Source organism: Amycolatopsis pithecellobii (assembly GCF_009707865.1).
GTDB lineage: Bacteria > Actinomycetota > Actinomycetes > Mycobacteriales > Pseudonocardiaceae > Amycolatopsis_E > Amycolatopsis_E pithecellobii.
In genome coordinates this window covers 67328-83157 of sequence record NZ_WMBA01000019.1, presented here as the reverse complement: position 1 = coordinate 83157, position 15830 = coordinate 67328, and the positions used below count along the sequence as shown (strand labels likewise).

At 68.0% G+C, this 15830-nt stretch carries 15 protein-coding genes; 8 read left to right on the top strand and 7 right to left on the bottom strand.

All coding sequences use genetic code 11. The features are described from left to right. Positions 1-2 precede the first annotated feature (2 nt). Entirely contained in the window at positions 3-824 is an 822-nt protein-coding gene (locus GKO32_RS14955; protein ID WP_154757471.1) for a GntR family transcriptional regulator, read from the bottom strand. Positions 825-1156: 332 nt separating this feature from the next. Here GKO32_RS14955 and GKO32_RS14950 point away from each other — a divergent pair, with 332 nt between their 5' ends. The 3 genes from GKO32_RS14950 to GKO32_RS14940 are packed head-to-tail and all read left to right on the top strand — an operon-like array spanning position 1157 to position 3623. Further along, a complete protein-coding gene (locus GKO32_RS14950; RefSeq protein ID WP_154757470.1) occupies positions 1157-2020 on the top strand; it encodes a fumarylacetoacetate hydrolase family protein in 864 nt (287 codons plus the stop codon). Then, on the top strand, positions 2017-2796 hold the full coding sequence (locus GKO32_RS14945) for a mycothiol-dependent nitroreductase Rv2466c family protein (protein WP_154757469.1): 780 nt from the start codon (positions 2017-2019) through the stop codon (positions 2794-2796). Before GKO32_RS14950 ends, GKO32_RS14945 begins: the two co-directional genes overlap by 4 nt. Then, positions 2793-3623, top strand: coding sequence for a maleylpyruvate isomerase family mycothiol-dependent enzyme (locus GKO32_RS14940; protein WP_154757468.1), 831 nt, complete (start codon positions 2793-2795; stop codon positions 3621-3623). The genes GKO32_RS14945 and GKO32_RS14940 overlap by 4 nt, the downstream gene beginning before the upstream one ends. A gap of 54 nt (positions 3624-3677) precedes the next feature. On the opposite strand, the gene GKO32_RS14935 is transcribed toward GKO32_RS14940, so the two are convergent. Then, positions 3678-5066, bottom strand: coding sequence for a mycothione reductase (locus GKO32_RS14935; RefSeq protein ID WP_312867937.1), 1389 nt, complete (start codon positions 5064-5066; stop codon positions 3678-3680). Continuing rightward, positions 5054-6319: an MFS transporter gene (locus GKO32_RS14930; RefSeq protein WP_154757467.1), complete on the bottom strand. Its 1266-nt coding sequence runs from the start codon at positions 6317-6319 to the stop codon at positions 5054-5056. Before GKO32_RS14930 ends, GKO32_RS14935 begins: the two co-directional genes overlap by 13 nt. 193 nt (positions 6320-6512) lie before the next feature. Between GKO32_RS14930 and GKO32_RS14925 the strand changes: the two genes are divergently transcribed. Beyond that, the gene (locus tag GKO32_RS14925) at positions 6513-7967 is read left to right on the top strand and encodes an MFS transporter (protein WP_281353853.1); all 1455 of its coding nucleotides are present in this window, start codon (positions 6513-6515) and stop codon (positions 7965-7967) included. A gap of 49 nt (positions 7968-8016) precedes the next feature. On the opposite strand, the gene GKO32_RS14920 is transcribed toward GKO32_RS14925, so the two are convergent. Further along, complete coding sequence (locus GKO32_RS14920; RefSeq protein ID WP_154757465.1) at positions 8017-8907, bottom strand: TIGR03619 family F420-dependent LLM class oxidoreductase; 891 nt, start codon at positions 8905-8907, stop codon at positions 8017-8019. Between the two features lie 215 nt (positions 8908-9122). On the opposite strand from GKO32_RS14920, the gene GKO32_RS14915 reads away from it, so the two are divergent. Then, entirely contained in the window at positions 9123-9464 is a 342-nt protein-coding gene (locus GKO32_RS14915) for a YciI family protein (RefSeq protein ID WP_154757464.1), read from the top strand. 5 nt (positions 9465-9469) lie between these two features. Here GKO32_RS14915 and GKO32_RS14910 read toward each other — a convergent pair whose 3' ends face one another. From GKO32_RS14910 to GKO32_RS14900, 3 genes are read right to left on the bottom strand one after another with little or no spacing between them, the layout of a single operon-like run. After that, on the bottom strand, positions 9470-10306 hold the full coding sequence (locus tag GKO32_RS14910) for a fumarylacetoacetate hydrolase family protein (RefSeq protein ID WP_312867936.1): 837 nt from the start codon (positions 10304-10306) through the stop codon (positions 9470-9472). A gap of 14 nt (positions 10307-10320) precedes the next feature. Then, a complete protein-coding gene (locus GKO32_RS14905) occupies positions 10321-11253 on the bottom strand; it encodes a VOC family protein (protein WP_154757463.1) in 933 nt (310 codons plus the stop codon). Between the two features lie 27 nt (positions 11254-11280). Next, a complete protein-coding gene (locus tag GKO32_RS14900) occupies positions 11281-12882 on the bottom strand; it encodes a bifunctional 3-(3-hydroxy-phenyl)propionate/3-hydroxycinnamic acid hydroxylase (protein ID WP_154757462.1) in 1602 nt (533 codons plus the stop codon). A gap of 74 nt (positions 12883-12956) precedes the next feature. Here GKO32_RS14900 and GKO32_RS14895 point away from each other — a divergent pair, with 74 nt between their 5' ends. From GKO32_RS14895 to GKO32_RS14885, 3 genes are read left to right on the top strand one after another with little or no spacing between them, the layout of a single operon-like run. Beyond that, entirely contained in the window at positions 12957-13685 is a 729-nt protein-coding gene (locus GKO32_RS14895) for a dienelactone hydrolase family protein (protein WP_154757461.1), read from the top strand. Between the two features lie 19 nt (positions 13686-13704). Further along, positions 13705-14706: a cupin domain-containing protein gene (locus GKO32_RS14890; RefSeq protein ID WP_154757460.1), complete on the top strand. Its 1002-nt coding sequence runs from the start codon at positions 13705-13707 to the stop codon at positions 14704-14706. Then, entirely contained in the window at positions 14703-15827 is a 1125-nt protein-coding gene (locus GKO32_RS14885) for a zinc-dependent alcohol dehydrogenase (RefSeq protein WP_154757459.1), read from the top strand. Before GKO32_RS14890 ends, GKO32_RS14885 begins: the two co-directional genes overlap by 4 nt. Positions 15828-15830 lie beyond the last annotated feature (3 nt).

The following is a 15830-nucleotide window of genomic DNA, read 5'->3' as shown; positions in this document are numbered from 1 at the left end:
CGTCAGCTCACCCGGACGGAGGCCACCGGGTCGCCGCCCATCACCCGGCGCATGAGCTGCCGCAACGAGGCCGGTTCGTAGAGCGGGTCGATGATGGTGAGCACCCCGAACGCCGTGCGCGCCAAGTGGCTCGTCACGATCTGGGCGGCGCGCACCGCGTCGGCTTCCTGGCACGCGGTGAGCAGCTGCTCGTGCTCCACGAGCGCGAACGCGTGCGCTCGCTCCACGTGAAGAAGCCTGATGTACCGGCCGGCGTGTTCCCGCAGCTCCTGCACCACCCCGTAGATCCGGCTGGGCGCGCGAATGAAAGCGAGCTCGTGGAACCGTTCGTGCGCCGCTTCCCAGGCGTCCTCGTCCGACTTGTCGGTGGCGTGCATGGTGGCGAGTGCTTCGGCCATGTCCCGCAGGTCGTCCCCGGTCAGGAGCGGAACGCTGAGCTCGATCGCGAGCCTCTCGTTCACGCACCGCAGCGCGTAGAGCTGCTCGGCATCGGATGCGGACAGCTCCGCCACGCGACTGCGGCGGTTCTTCTCCGACACCACCAGGCCCTCTTTCTCGAGCCGGCGCAATGCCTCGCGCAGCGGACCGCGGCTGATGGCGAGCTCGCGAGCGATGTGGACCTGGTTCAGATAGCTGCCGGGCGCCGCACGGCCGGCGAGAATGTCCTTGCGAATCTTGAGGTACGCGACCGTGCTCGCGTCACGCCCGCTGTCCGCCGCCTCGTCCTCGGCAAGAGCCGAGTCCGGCGCATCCTGGGTGGCGTCGGAGGACGGAAACCGGTCTTCGGCCAAGTCGGGCCTCCGATCTCCCTTGGCGGCAGTCATCTTCGTCCGGAGGCTACGCCGTGAGTGCTGCCTCCAGGACAGCGCGTCGCTGCGCCAGCTCGCAAATGCTAACACGATGGGGAGCCGGCGGAGCAATTTGCGACGCACTGATCTTGCTTGAAATGCGTCGACTGTCAGCACTTTTAGCGTTCTTCTTGCACTTCTGCCGCCAGTGATGGCTAAGTCCGGATTATAGTGTTGACACTTTATGATATCGTGAGGCGCAAGTGGAGCGGACGTCGATGCAAGTCGCCCCGGGACTCCACTCCATCCCGCCGAGCAAGCCGCGCGTACGTCAGCGGCCCAGGCGGCCTTTCGGAACGGACAAAGGCATGCGATTTGTGACGCTGAGGCGGTCCGACGGCACCACGTCGGCCGCCGAACTCGTCGACGGTGCGGCGAAGCTCTTCGACGCCCCCGATGTCGGCGCGCTGATCACCCTCCGCGCCCAGGGACGCGAAGTCGCTACGACCGGCGAGCTGGATGCGAGCGGTCTGGATCTCGCTCCGGTCGTCACGGCACCAGGCAAGATCATCTGCGTGGGCGCGAACTACAAGGCGCACCTCGCGGAAATGGGTGTCGACGTACCCGACCACCCGACGCTCTTCGCGAAGTACTCCGAATCGCTGATCGGTCCCGAGGACGACATCGCCCTGCCCGCCATGTCCCACGCGATGGACTGGGAGGCCGAGCTCGCCTACGTCATCGGCACCGAGATCAGGCGCGGCTCGGAGGCCGAGGCGCGGGATGCGATCGCCGGCTACACCGTCACGAACGACATCACCGCCCGCGACGTCCAGTTCCGGACCATGCAGTGGCTTCAGGGCAAGACGTTCGAGGGAACGAACCCTCTCGGCCCGCTGCTCGTCACTCCTGACGAGGTCGATCACGCGGACGACCTGGAAATCACCTGCACCGTCAACGGCGAGGTGATGCAGTCGGCACGGACATCGGACATGGTGTTCCCACCCGCCGCGGTCGTGTCCTATCTGAGCCACATCGTCACGCTCAAGCCCGGGGATCTGATCCTGGGCGGCACCCCCAGCGGCGTCGGCCACGCCCGCAAACCTCCGGTGGCCCTGGAAGCGCGGGACGTGGTCGTCACGTCCGTCGAGTCCATCGGGACGCTGACGAACCCGTGCGTCCGCGAATCGTCGTCCACAACCGGGGAAGACAAGAGCGGAGCGGCAGCATGACCGGAACAGTGCCCGAGACATCCACCCGCCTCGCGGAAGCCGCGGTGGCGGAGCTCGTGCGCAAGGCGCCGACGACGGTCGACTTCCACATGGACGTGTTGTGTCCCTTCGCGTTCCAGACCGCGCGGTGGCTGCGCAACGTCCGCGAACAGACCGGCCTGACGATCAATTGGCGCTTTTTCAGCCTGGAGGAGGTCAACCGCGTCGAGGGCAAGAAACATCCGTGGGAACGTGAGTGGACCTACGGATGGTCGATGATGCGGATCGGCGCCTATCTGCGGCGGACCGACATGTCATTGGTGGACAAGTGGTTCGAGACCGCGGGCTGGGCGCTGCACGTGGATGGTCACCGGCCCCACGACCCCGCCGTGGCACGTCACCTGCTCACCCGGATCGGCGTCGACGCGGACGTGGTCGACAAGGCGATCGCCGACCCGACCACCCACGACGAGGTCAAGGCCGATCACGAGCGTGTCATCAACGCCGGTGGTTTCGGTGTCCCGTCGATGTTCTTCGGTGACCAGCTACTCTTCGGGCCGGTCGTGATGGACCCACCGACAGGCGCGGCGGCACTCCGCCTCTGGTACGCCACCACGGCCTGGCTGGAGTTCCCGCACCTCTACGAGACACAGCGCCCGAAGACCAAGCAGGACGACGACTTCATCGCCCGCACCATTCGCCCATACCTCGAAGCCAGGGACTGGACGAGCATCAACCGCGGTGAGGTCATCGACTTCGGCGAACACGACCCGAAGAACAGGAAGGCGGACCGATGAACAGCAGGCGTCTGGAAGTAGCCGATCTGCTCGGCACCGTGTGGGCCGACCTCGACAAGTTGCTCACCCCGCTGCCCGCCGGTGAGTGGGACACGACCGTGCTTCCCGGCTGGGATGTGCACGACACGCTCGCGCACATCGTCGGCACCGAGCGCATGCTGGAGCAGGGCCCGGACACCATGCGGGAACGCGTGGCCGCCGCGACGCTCGGCGAGGGCACCAAGTCGCACGTGCGCAACGTGATCGGCCAGACCAACGAGGCCTGGATCGACGCGCTGCGCCCCCTGACCCACGAGGAGCTCCTCGCCGAGTTCCGTGAGGTCACCGCTCGCCGGTCCGCGTTCCTGCGCGCCATGTCCGACGAGGAGTTCGAGGCCGACAGCTGGACGCCGGGCGGGCAACGCCCCTACAGCGGGTTCATGCGGATCCGGATCTTCGACTGCTGGATGCACGAGCAGGACATCCGGCACGCGATCGGCCGGCCGGGCGGCGAAGGCGGCCCCGTGGCCGAAGAGTGCCTGGCGGAGGTGCGGTCCGCGCTCGGATTCGTCATCGGCAAGCAGGCGGGCGCGCCGGAGGGGTCTTCGGTGACACTCGCGCTCGAAGGCCCGGTCACCGCGCAGCTGCACGTCGCCGTCGAAGGCCGCGCGAAGGTCAGGGAGGCGCTCGACGCGCCGGCGACGGTCACGCTGCGGCTGTCGTCGGCTCTGTTCATGCGCCTGGTCGGTGGCCGGATCGAACCGCACGCGGCAAAGCCCCAGGTCACGATCGAGGGTGACCAGGCACTCGGTGCGAAGGTGCTGGAAAACCTCGCCTTCACGGTCTGACCGGCCGCACGACGGCCCGCTCCGATAAAGGGGGCGGAGCGGGCCGGTCCCGGCTCACAGCTTGAGCAAGGCGTTCTCGACCAGCTCGCTCAGCGCCGGGTGGATGTAGAGCATCCCGCGAGCCATCTCGTCCACGGTCTGGCCGAACTTCATGCCCTGGATCAGCTGCTGGATCAGCATGCTCGCGTTCGGTCCGATGATGTGGGCCCCGAGCAGCACCCGGGTTTCGGCGTCCGCGATGAGCTTGCAGAAATTCTCGGTGTCCTCCATGGCCCAGCCGTACGCGACATCGCCGTAGTGGTGCGTAGCGGTCACATACGCGCGGGTTCCCGCGCGCCGCAGTTCCTGTTCGGTGAGCCCGACCGAGGCGATCTGGGGGCCGGCGAACACCGCGTGCGGGATCGGCCAGAGGTCGATCGCCCGCAGGTCATCCGGGTGGACGAGATTGTGCGCCACGATCCGGGCTTCGGCGTTGGCGGTGTGCTTGAGCTGTGCCGGGTTCGTGATGTCGCCGAGGGCCCAGATACCGGGGACGGTCGTGCGCAGGAACTTGTCGGTCACGACGTATCCCGCGGCGTCGACCTCGACGCCGGCCACGTCGAGCGCGAGGGTCTCGCTGGCCGGGGTGCGGCCGGTCGCGACCAGAAGTGCTTCCGCGGCAACGGAAATTCGTTCGCCGTCAACGCGTACGTCGATCCGGACCGTGCCGTCGCCGCCGGGTGCCGCTTCGAGAATGTCGGCGTTCAGGTACGTCGTGAACCTGTCGCTGTATTGCCGCGTGAACTCGCGGCTGATGTCCTCGTCCTCGCGCGCCAGCAGTGTGCCGCGGCTGATGATCGTGATGTCGACGCCGAAGCTGCCGAAGATGTGCGCCATCTCCGCCGCGACGAACCCACCGCCGAGAATGATGAGTGACCGCGGCAGCTCGCGGATCCGGAGGACGGTGTCGCTGGTGTGGTACGGAATCTCCGACAGGCCGGGGATCGGCGGGATTCGCGGGGAGGCGCCGGCCGCGAGCACGATGTCGTCGGCGACGATGTGGCGCGAGGATCCGTCCGCGGAACGGATCTCGAGCGTGCGTTCGCCGGTGAACCGGGCTTCCCCGTTGAACACCGTGACGTTGTCCAAGCTCTTGCGGTAGTCCTCGCCGCCGGCCGCGATGGGGTCGATGCGCCCGAAGACCCGGTCGGCGATGTCGTTCCAGCGGACGGTGTCGAGTCGCGCGTCCACGCCATACCGCGACGAGTGCCGCACGGTCTCGGCCACGTCCGCCGCGTACACGAACATCTTCGTCGGGATGCAGCCCCGGTTCAGGCAGGTGCCGCCGAAGACGTCACGCTCGATGATCGCGACTTTCAGCCTGTCGTAGTCGGCGGTCAGCAGGGAGTTGCCGGAGCCCGTGCCGATGATCGCGACATCGAAATTTTCGGTTATGGGCAACACTTTGCCGCCTTCCTGTTGACCACTGATCCGTTGACGTGGCTGACGACGCTCATCGCGCACGCAAGGCCCACCGCCAGCGAGAAGAGCTGCACCGCGAGGATCAGGCCGACGCCCGACGAAAGGGCGCCGACCCCGAGGACCGCCACCGTGACGCCGAGATAGATCGCCAGGAAGAACATCGACATGATGTTTCCGCGACGGTCACTCGGCGCGAGGGCGCCGACCTCGCGGGCGGCTCCGCTGAACACCAGGCCGTGACCGGCTCCGGCGACGGCGGCCGCCAGCGCGCAGAGCACCGCGGAGGTCGCCGAAGCCGCGCCCGCGAGGATGCCCAGCCCGGCGACGAGCAATACGAGTCCGAACATCTGCAGGGGCCGCGACTGCCGTCTGCGTCCGCCGAGCTGGGCGAGAGCGGAGCAGGTCAGCATCAGGGCCTGGACGCCGCCGGACACCACGCTGTTGTCGGTGTGGAGGTACGTCCTGAGCAAGGATGGCGCCAGGGCAAGGAAAAGGGCCGCGACAACCCAGGCGAGCACGGCTGAGCCGCCGGCACGGAGAAAGGCGGGCCGGATGTTCGCGGGAACTGATGGCCAGCTGATTGTGACGCGCCGTCCGTGTGTTTTCTTCGCCGCTGGGAAGCCGGCGAACAGCCCTGCCAGAGCGGCGACGAGGAGCGCCAGCTCGACCAGATAGGACAGCTGGAGCGGTGCTGGGCCGTACTGTGCGAGCAGGCCCACGGACATCGGCCCGACCGCGGTACCGATGCACGTCGCCAAGGTCGCCGCCAGTGCGGCTTGCCCGATGTCGGAACGCGGGTGTGTGTCGGCGAGGGCGGCCGCTGCCGGGCCCTGGGTCGCGCCGACAGCCAAGCCCTGGAGAGCGCGCCCGGCGAAGAGCCACCAAACGTTGCGTGCCGCGGCGAGCACGATCGCGGCGGCCACGGCGATGACGATCGCGAGGAGAAGGACCCGTTTGCGCCCGATGGCGTCCGAGAGCGGTCCGAACACCAGGAGCGCCGGTGCGATGCAGAGGGTGTAGGTGGCGAAGACGCCGGTCACGGTGAGTGGGGAAAGGCCGTAGGCGTCGACATATCTGGGGAACAGCACCGGGGGCATGTTGACGCCGATGGTCACGATGGTCAGCACCGACGCAACTGCCGCGAAGGCCCACCATCCGTCGGCGAGTTGCGTGCCTGCCCGGAGATCGAGGGCAGGGTCGTGCGCGGCACGGTCGATCCGCCGGAACGGCCTCACGTCACACCATGCCGGAAGATCGCTGGCACCGGTTGCTCATCACTACACCTCTCCTAGACCGAGTAAAGTGTAAACATATTTGTCACTTCTAAGGACACGGTGGCTCGTTTTTGGTTGTCATAGAGGAGTGATGGAGAGAAGTGTTGACAGATTATCTGGTTAACCGGCTTCGAGTGTAGTAACGTTCACCACTCTGGGGGTCACTGCTCGACCATGCCGGCCACCCAGCGCGGGTCGCCGGGCGTCGCACCAAAGGAGGCGAGACGCAATGTCGATCCAGGAATCCATCGACCGGTCACCGTTCTCGAGACGGCAGGTTTTCATCGTCGGTCTGTGCTTCGTGCTCAACGCCGTCGAGGGCTTCGACATCTTCGGCATGTCCTACTCGGCATCGGGTGTGACCGCCCAGTGGGGCCTCACCGGTGGACAGCTCGGGGTCCTCCTGAGCGCGACACCGGTGGGGATGGCGATCGGAGCCTTCTTCCTGGCACCGCTCGCCGACCGCGTTGGCAGGCGGCCTCTCGTCGTCTGGTGCCTCGTGCTCTGCGGAGCCGGGATGGTGCTGGCGGTGGTGTCGCCGAGCTATACCGTCCTGCTCGTCGCGAGGCTGATGACCGGCCTCGGTATCGGGGGCATCTCCGCCGGCCTGCCCGTGATCCTCGCCGAGTACTCGCCGCGGCGGCGCCGTGGGACGGTCATCGCGCTGTACGCCGCGGGGCCCTCCCTCGGCGGCATCGTGGGCGGGGTGGCCGCGGCGTCCCTGATCAGCGCATACGGCTGGCGCGCGCCGTTCGCCATCGGCGCGGTGGCGACGGTCGTGGTCATCGTGGTCGTGATCGCGAACATGCCGGAGTCGATCGCGTTCCTGCTGGCCCGCCGCCCGCGCAACGCGCTGGCCCACGCGAACCGGCTGCTGGCGCAGATCGGTCAGCCGGAGCTGGCCGAGCTTCCCGAGCTGCCTGCCCAGTCGGCCGCTCGTGGGAATGCCGGGAGTATCCGAGCCGCCGTCTTCGGCCGCCGGACGCTCGTGATGACCCTTCTCATCTGGGTCGCTTTCTTCTGCACCCAGGCGGTGTACTACTTCGCCAACTCCTGGACCCCGAAGCTGCTCCAGTCGAGCGGCGCGTCCGCAGGTCAGGCGGCGCAGTCGGGCATCCTGCTCAACGTTGGCGGCTTCGTCGCGACGCTCCTCTTCGCCGCGATCGCACTCAAACTCAGCACCAGGCTGCTCGCCGTCGTGGTGCTGTTCGGGTCCGGCGTCTCGCTGCTGCTGATGAACCTCGTGTTCGGCAACCTCAGCGGTGTGCTCGTGGTCGCCATCGCGCTGGGCCTGTTCATCAACGGCTCGATGGCCGGAACCTACGCCGTCGTCCCGGACCTCTACCCGGCCGCGGTCCGGACCACCGCGGTGGGCTGGGCGATCGGCGCCGGTCGGCTCGGGGCCATTCTCGCGCCGCTGGTGGCCGGCTTCCTGATCGACCGGCATTGGACCGCGGGCAACCTGCTGGTGCTGTTCGCCGTCCCGGCGGTGGTGGCAGGCCTCGCCATTCTGGGCGCGACGCGGGCCCAGCGGCACGAGCGACGGCTGCCCGACCCGTCCGTCCCGCTGACCGTGCCGGCCGACGGGGGCTCGCAGCCGACCCGCTGACGAAACGACTCGAGGCGAACGCGATGTCCGCGTTCGCCTCGCGCGACGGTCAGGAACCCAGGCGTGCCAACACATCCGCCCAGGTGTCGAGGTTGCGGAGCACCTCGTCCTTGGACACCGGGGGACCGCCGAACAGGAACCGGTCGACGCCCATGTCGCGGTACCGCTCGATGGTGCCCAGGTCGACGCGGACGTCGAGAACGTTGGTGATGAAGGTGCGACCGACCTCTTCGGACTGGCGAGCGAGGAACTTGATCCCGTTTTCGATGTCCTCGAGGGTGGGGCGGGCTCCCCGGCCGGCCACCGGCATCCAGCCATCGCCGACGGCGACGATGCGGTCGAGCGCGGCCTGTGAGTGTCCGCCGAACAACACCGGCGGATGGGGCCGGGTCGCGGGCTTGGGGAAGCTGCGAATCGGGTCGAAGTCCACGACTTTGCCGTGGTACTCGGCCTCTTCGCTGGTCCAGATCCGGATCGCGGCCTCGACCGTCTCGCGCATCGCGAGCCACCGTTGCTTGCCGCCGACGCCGTGGTTACGCATCTCCTCGACGTTCCACCCCGGGGCCACGCCGCAGATGAACCGGTCGGGGCCGATCACCGCCTCCAGGCTGGCCACGGCTTTCGCGAAACTGATGGCGTGCCGCTGTGACGCCAGCGCCACCCCGGTGCCGACCACGAGTCCCGGCGATGCCGTGGCCGCCGCGGTGAGGGCGACGAACGGGTCGAGCGAGTTTTCGTACCAGTCCGGCATCCACATCGGATCGTCGGTGGCGGCCTGGTCCGCATGCGAAAGTCCGCCCCACGGAGTTTCCCGCTTCACCGGAATGTGGCTGTGCTCGGGCACGAAAAGGGCCTGCAGGCCGCAGCTCATTATTTCCTTGCCGAGCTCCACGGGGCCGATCGTGTAGTCGGTCGTATACGAGACAACGCCAAATTTCACGTCACCGAAGGTAGTTCCAGCCCAGCTCAAGTGTCAACTCTTCTGCGGATTGTCAATGCCGACTTCTTGGCAGCTCAGCTATCTACCAGCGAAGATTCAGAATCCTCCCTTCAATGTGTTGACACTTGAGCAGAAGTCCTATAATTCAGGTCGCTGGACTCATATTGCAGGACTCCACTAGAGTCGCATCGAACGGACGCGACAGAAGGAGCGATATGTGGCATCTCACGACACACCGGTGGGTCGGCAGCCAGGCAACGGCCGTTGCCGCCGCGATCAAGGACGGAACCCTCGCGGCACACCTGACCTGGATGCGCGAACAGCAGCTCGCGGGCAAGGTGCTCATGGCCGGGCCGGCCAATCGGTTCGAGCTCGGGATCATCGTGTTCGGCCACCTCTCGGAGGAGGCGGTGCACGAGCTATGTCGCAGTGAGCCGCTCATCGCGGCCGGTTACCGGAACTACGACTCCATCGCCTGGGACGTGCACCACGTGCTGGGCATCGGCCAGTTCGAGCTGCCCGCGCCGGTCGTCGGCCCCACCGGCGCCGACAGATAAGGGGTTCAGGTGCGCTCCCGGCACACGCGGTTGGTGAGCGCCCCGATGCCCTCGACCTCGACGGTGATCTCGTCGCCGTCCTGGAGGAAAAGCTGGGGATCGCGCCGGAAACCGACCCCGCCGGGTGTGCCGGTGAGGATCACGTCGCCCGGCAGCACCGTGGTGAACTCGGACACCGTGGCGATCAGCGTGGGGATGTCGAAGATGAGCAGCGATGTGTCGGCGTCCTGCACCGTTTTCCCGCCCAGCACCGTGCGCACCCGGGCGGCGGTCACCTCCGCCTCGGCCGGGGGCAGCAGATACGGGCCCAGCGGCGTCGAGCGATCCCAGGACTTGCCCTGTAACCACTGGTGCGTTTTGTACTGGTAGTCGCGCATGGTGACGTCATTGGCGACGGTGTAGCCGAGGATGTATTCGTGCGCTCGTTCGCGGGGGATACGCCGGCCGGCACGTCCGATCACGACCGCCAGCTCAGCCTCGTAGTCGACCTGGGCGGACTCGGGCGGCAGCACGATGTCGTCACGCGGGCCGATCAGGCTGGACGCGAACTTGGTGAACAGCACCGGATAAGTGGGCAGATCACGACCGGATTCGCCGACATGGGCCAGGTAGTTCAGCCCGACGCAGACGATCTTGTCGGGGTGCGGGACCACCGGGCACAGGTACACCTCAGCAGCAGCCACGGACTCGCCCGGCAACTCGGTCGCCGAGGCGAGGACCTCGCCAGGAGTGTCACGGCCGAGCTCGCTCAGCCCGGTGAGAGGAATCAGCCGGTCGCCATCGGGCCGCGGTTCCACGCGACCCACGCGACGACGGCCCTCGTACTCGTAAGTGGCGTACACGTCTGTTTCCCTTTTCAGTCGGTCTCGGAGGTACGGCGCCACGTGGCCAGTTGGCCGCCCCACAGGTTGACGCTGCGCGGCACCGGTTCCCAGCGGCGCGGCGTGTAGGTGACCCGGTCGTCGTGGAACTGCTCCATTTCGGCGGAAAGCTCGACGTGGTTGCCGGCCGGATCGTCGAAGAAGATGAAGAGGTTGTTGCCAGGACCGTGCCGGCCGGGCCCCCAGACCACGTCGACCTCCTGATCGGTCAGCCGGTCGCACCAGGCCTTGAAGTCGGCCCATTCGGCGAGATCGTAGGAGTAGTGGTCGAGTCCCGTCCGCCCGGTCTCGACGACGGCGAGCGTGTGGTGATCGCGATCCGAGCGCAGCCAGGCGAACTTGCCGTCGGCCAGCTGATCGGAGATGCGAAAGCCCACCACCCCGACGTAGAACGCCACCTTCGCCGGCAGGTCGGCGGTGGCCAGCGTGACGTGCTGGTAGCGGATCGGACGGCGCCCCGTATCGGCGGCGTGCTCGCCTACCCGGTGCACCGGTGTGTGGAACCGCACCGTGGTGCCGTCCGGGTCGGTGCAGACCACGCCGCGCGGCTGCACGCCGTCGGCCGGCGCGTCGATATGGGCCGGGTCCAGTGCGGTGACCGCATGCCCCGCGTCCCGCAGCCGCTTCTCCAGCGCGACAAGACCGTCCTCGTCACGGATCTCGAAGGCGATGTGGTCCAGTCCAGCGGGGCCGGGCGTCAGGTCGACGACGTGGTGCCCCGTCCCCCAGCCCAGCCTGCGCCCTCCGTCAGGCAGCTCGGCATGCGTGGTCAAGCCCAAGACGCGGGCGTAGAACGTTGCCGTGCCAGGGACATCCGGGACGCGCAACCCGATATGCGAGGTGGCGGTTCGGCGCAGCGCGCCGGCATTATCCGGCTCGTCCAGGACGATGCGGGGTGGTCGGGACATGGTGATCTCCTTGCGTGGGCGACCGCGTCAGGTACCAGCGAGTGCGGGAGCGGCGAGCGACAGTGCGGTAACGAGGTCGGGCTGGGCGTCCGGCCGCCAAGCCGCGGCGACGAAACGATCGGGGCGCACCAGGACGAGGTGCCCTCGATAAGGGGCGAACTCGGCGTCGAGTTGCCCGTCAACATCGACGAGGATCTGGCCTGGCGCGGAAGGGAGCCGGTCGTCGACGGCGACTTGGGCGACCGAAACGGGGAGAGACCGGATCGCCGTGGTGGCGGCGATCCGGTCGGCGGGGACACCGACGCCGAGCAGCGCCCACCCGGTTCCGAGCGCGTCGTCCAGCCGGCGGACCGAGCCCGTCGAGGTGTCGAAGACGCGTGGTTGCCCGATCATGACACCGATCTCGGGTCCGTCCGGATGGCCGGCGATCAGACCATCCCGATAACGGTGCGCCGGGCGATAGCGCATCTCCTCGAAGAACGCCCGCGTGCCGGGATCGCGCAGGGCAGCGGCAAAGTACGCATCGCGGCGAGCCGCCAACCGGGTGTCGGTCGTCATGACGATCCGCCCGAGCCGCTCCGACAGCCGGACCGTGGCCTCGGCGTGCGGGCGTCGTTCCGCCTCGTAACTGTCCAGCGCGATATCGCTGAGCCGGCCCGCCAGTACCTCGGCGACCTTCCAGCACAGATTCGCTGCGTCCCGGATGCCCGAGTTGAGGCCCTGCCCGGCGAACGGCGGCATCATGTGCGCCGCATCGCCGAGCAGGAAGACCCGCCCGGCCCGCCACCGATCGGCGACCAGACCGTGGAACTGGTAGATCACCGCCCGTTCCACCTGGTCCGGTTCGATCGGGCGATGCGGCGCCAGCAGCCGTTCGACGAGCCCGAACCCGACCTCGTCACCCGCCGCACCCTCCCCGTCGTGCAACAGGAACTCGTACCGGCAACGGCCATCGCGGCCCGGCACGATCACATGCGGACGATCAGGGTCGCCGTGGTGCAGGCCGTAGCGCTCGTCATGGTGATCGCCCAGCACATCGGCGACCAGCCAGAGCTCCTGGTGGCTGCGCCCGGTCATCCCCACCCCGAGCGTGGCGCGGATCGCGGACCGCCCGCCGTCGCAGCCCAGCACATACGCCGCTCGAATAGCCTCGGTCGCCTCATCACCGTCGGTGCGCCGATAGCGGACCTCGACACCGTCCGCGGCCGAGGCGAGACCGACCACCTCGGCCCGCAGACGGATCTCGGCGCCGGGATGCGCGACCAGGTGGTCGTACAGTTCGCGTTCCAGGTCCGGCTGCGCGAACGGGTTCTTGAACGGGTAGCCGAGCCGATACGGCTGCGGCGCGCGGGCCTGGAACACGGCCCGGCCGTATCCGTCGAAGTAGCGGGTGCCGATGCCCGGCACGATGATGCGCAGGATCCGATCGGCCACGCCGGCGGCCTGGAAGGCGCGCAGCGCTTCGTCGTCGAGACTGATCGCCTTCGGCTCATCACTCGTGCTCGCATTGCGCTCCAGCACGACGACCCGAACGCCGCGAGCCGCGAGCAACGCCGCCGCCGTCAGGCCGACCGGGCCGGCACCCACCACGACGACATCGGTCCGTCCGGCCTGGAGTTCGCCCTTCATGAGTAGACATAGAAACATTCTATTTTTCAGGACGCAAGACCTACTAAGTAAGACAATGTGCTATTGTGACCGACATGACTTCCCAGCAGTCACCGGTATGGACCACGATTTCGACCGCGGAGGGTCCGATGCGTCTCTATCGGGCCGGTGCCGGCGCGACGTCCGCGGTGATCGTTTTGCAGGAGGCGTTCGGGGTGAACGATCACATCCAGGACGTCACCCGGCGGATCGCGGCACAGGGGCACCTTGCGGTCGCGCCCGATCTGTTCCATCGCACCGGCACCGGTGTGCTCGGCTACGAGCAGCACACGGAGGCGATGCCGCTGATCGGTGCGCTCGGCCCCGACGCGATCATCCACGACGTGCAAGCCGTACTGGATCACCTCGACACTCACGACGGCATACCGGCGAACCGGGTGGCCGTCATCGGCTTCTGCTTCGGCGGGCGGGCGGCCTTCACCGCCGCCACCTCGATCAGCGGGCTGGCGGCCACCGTCGCCTTCTACGGTCCCGGCATTGCCGCGGGCCCACATGCGGTGCTGGATCGCGCCGGGAAAATCGACGCGCCGATACTGATGCACGTCGGTTCCGAGGACCCCACGATCCCGGCCGGTCAGGTCGCGGCCATCGACGCGGCATTGGCCGACCTCGCGGTACCCGCCCGGCAGTTCGTCTACGCCGACGCCGGGCACGCCTTCGCCTGCGATGCCCGCCCCGCGATGTACCAACGCAAGGCAGCCGAACTTGCCTGGGAACGCACGACCGCGTTCCTCGCCGAGCATCTTCCTTCCGGCCGCGGCTGACCGGAGGATCGGAGAAATCATGGGAACTGTCACCGAACACCTCGCCCTGTTCACCACGGATGAGCCGCTGCGCGTGCTGGAACGCGACGAGCACCTGCTGCTCGCCGCGCCGCATCCCAGCAAGCTGCCGATCCCGTTGTGGCGCGATCAGCCACCGCTGGAAGTCGTCCACTTCCCGGTCGAATATCGGGCACAGCCTTTCGCTCCACCACGAGGCGTTTTCGAGAACGACAAACTGCGGGTCGAATGGCAGACGATGGACAACCGGCAGCCCTTCTACCATCGCAACTGCGACGTCGACGAGATCTCGTATCAGATCGCGGGCGAACGCACACTGATGACCGAACTCGGGGTCGTCGAGCACCGGCCTGGCGAGTTCTCGAGGCTGCCCCGGGGAGTCGGACATGACAACTGGGGACGCAAGGAGTCCCACCTGCTCTTCTACACCCCCGCACCGGTCAGCGAGGAGTGCGCCGCGGTCCGCGAATCCGACGTGGTGATGCCGCCGTTCCCCGGCTGGGAACCACATCCGGTGAACGAAGCGGTCACCCAATGCCTGGGCTCGCCCGGTCACGACATCGCCGTGTTCCCCATCGACGAGCAACGCCTGCTCGATCAGGTCACCACGGAAAAGGAACGCCTGCAGGTGCTGCGCGGCGCCGGCGAACCCGGTACGACTTGGCTCTACCGCAACGATTACGCCCGCATCGGCATGACCGTGACACCCCCGACGCCCGGGCACACCTACCTCCGCACGCTGGACGCCGACGAAGTGCAGTACCAGGTGAGCGGCACGCGCACCGTCGTCACCCAGCGCGGGATCGCCGAGCTGCGACCCGGTGACTTCCTGCGCATTCCGCTCGGCATCGCCCACACCGCGGTGGTCACCGATACGCCGAGCGAGCACATCCGGATCCAGTGCAATCGCGAGCTTCCGCGCGTCGCGGAACCCGACTGGACAGCGGAGACCTACAGCCCCGAGCGGCTCGCCGCCGCCCGCCAGAACGGAGCTGCCGCATGAGCCCGGACACCATGCTCGCCGCTCGGCTGGAAAGCGGCGCCACGACCGTCAACTTGACGCGGGTCCCGGTGCCGCAACCGGGTCCGAATGACGTGCTGATCCGGGTCGCTTCCGCCGGCCTCGCCACCGGCGTCATGCGGCTGGCCGCCATGGGTGCGTTTCCCGTGCTCCCCACGACGCTCGGTCACGAGGCCGCCGGCACCGTGGCGGCCGTCGGCGCCGAGGTCGCCGATATCGCCGTCGGCACCCGGGTGCGGCTCCATCCCAACCTCGCCTGTCGCCAGTGCGTCTACTGCACCACCGACCGCGAAATGATGTGCGCTCAGCAGGCTTTGGTGGGCCACGCCGCCTTCGCCACCGGCCCGCGACCGCTTTACGACGCCTACCACGACGGCGGCCTTGCCGAGTTCGTCCGCGTCCCGCATTGGCTGGTCGATCCATTGCCTGACGGCGTCGGGTTCGACGTCGGCGCCAAGGTGCACGACCTGGCCAACGCGCTGCGCGCGCTCAAGTGCGCCGGGCTCGCCCCCGGCTCCACGCTCGTGATCACCGCGGCCACCGGCACGATGGGCACGGCCACCGTCACGCTCGCCCCGCAGTTCGGGGTCGCCCGGCTGGTGCTTGTCGGGCGCAACGCCAAACGGCTTGCCGCGGTGGGGGAACTGGCCGGGACGCTGCCCACCGACCTCGTCGCACTCGAGGACCTGCCGGCCGACTGGACCACCGGCGGCGGCCTCACCACAGCGCTGCAGCGGCTCGTCCCCGGCGGAGCCGACGCCGTGCTCGACTTCTCCCCAGCCGGCCCGGCCGGCGGGCAGGCGCTCCTGTCGATGGCCACCGGCGCCACGTACGTCCACATGGGCGGCAACCTGGAAAACCAACTCGCCCCGGTCAGCGCGATGATGGCCCGGTGCTGGCGGTTCGTCGGAACGCGCGCCAACACCCGCGCCGACGTGCACGACGTGCTGCGCCTGCTCGAATCGGGCGTCATCACGGCCGATCGGCTGATCACCCACCGGTACCCGTTGGATCAGATCGACCAGGCACTGGCCGCGCTGCACAGCCGGACGGAGCCGATCTGGATGGCGGTGGTCAACCCGGCTCAGCTGGAGTCACCGTAGACT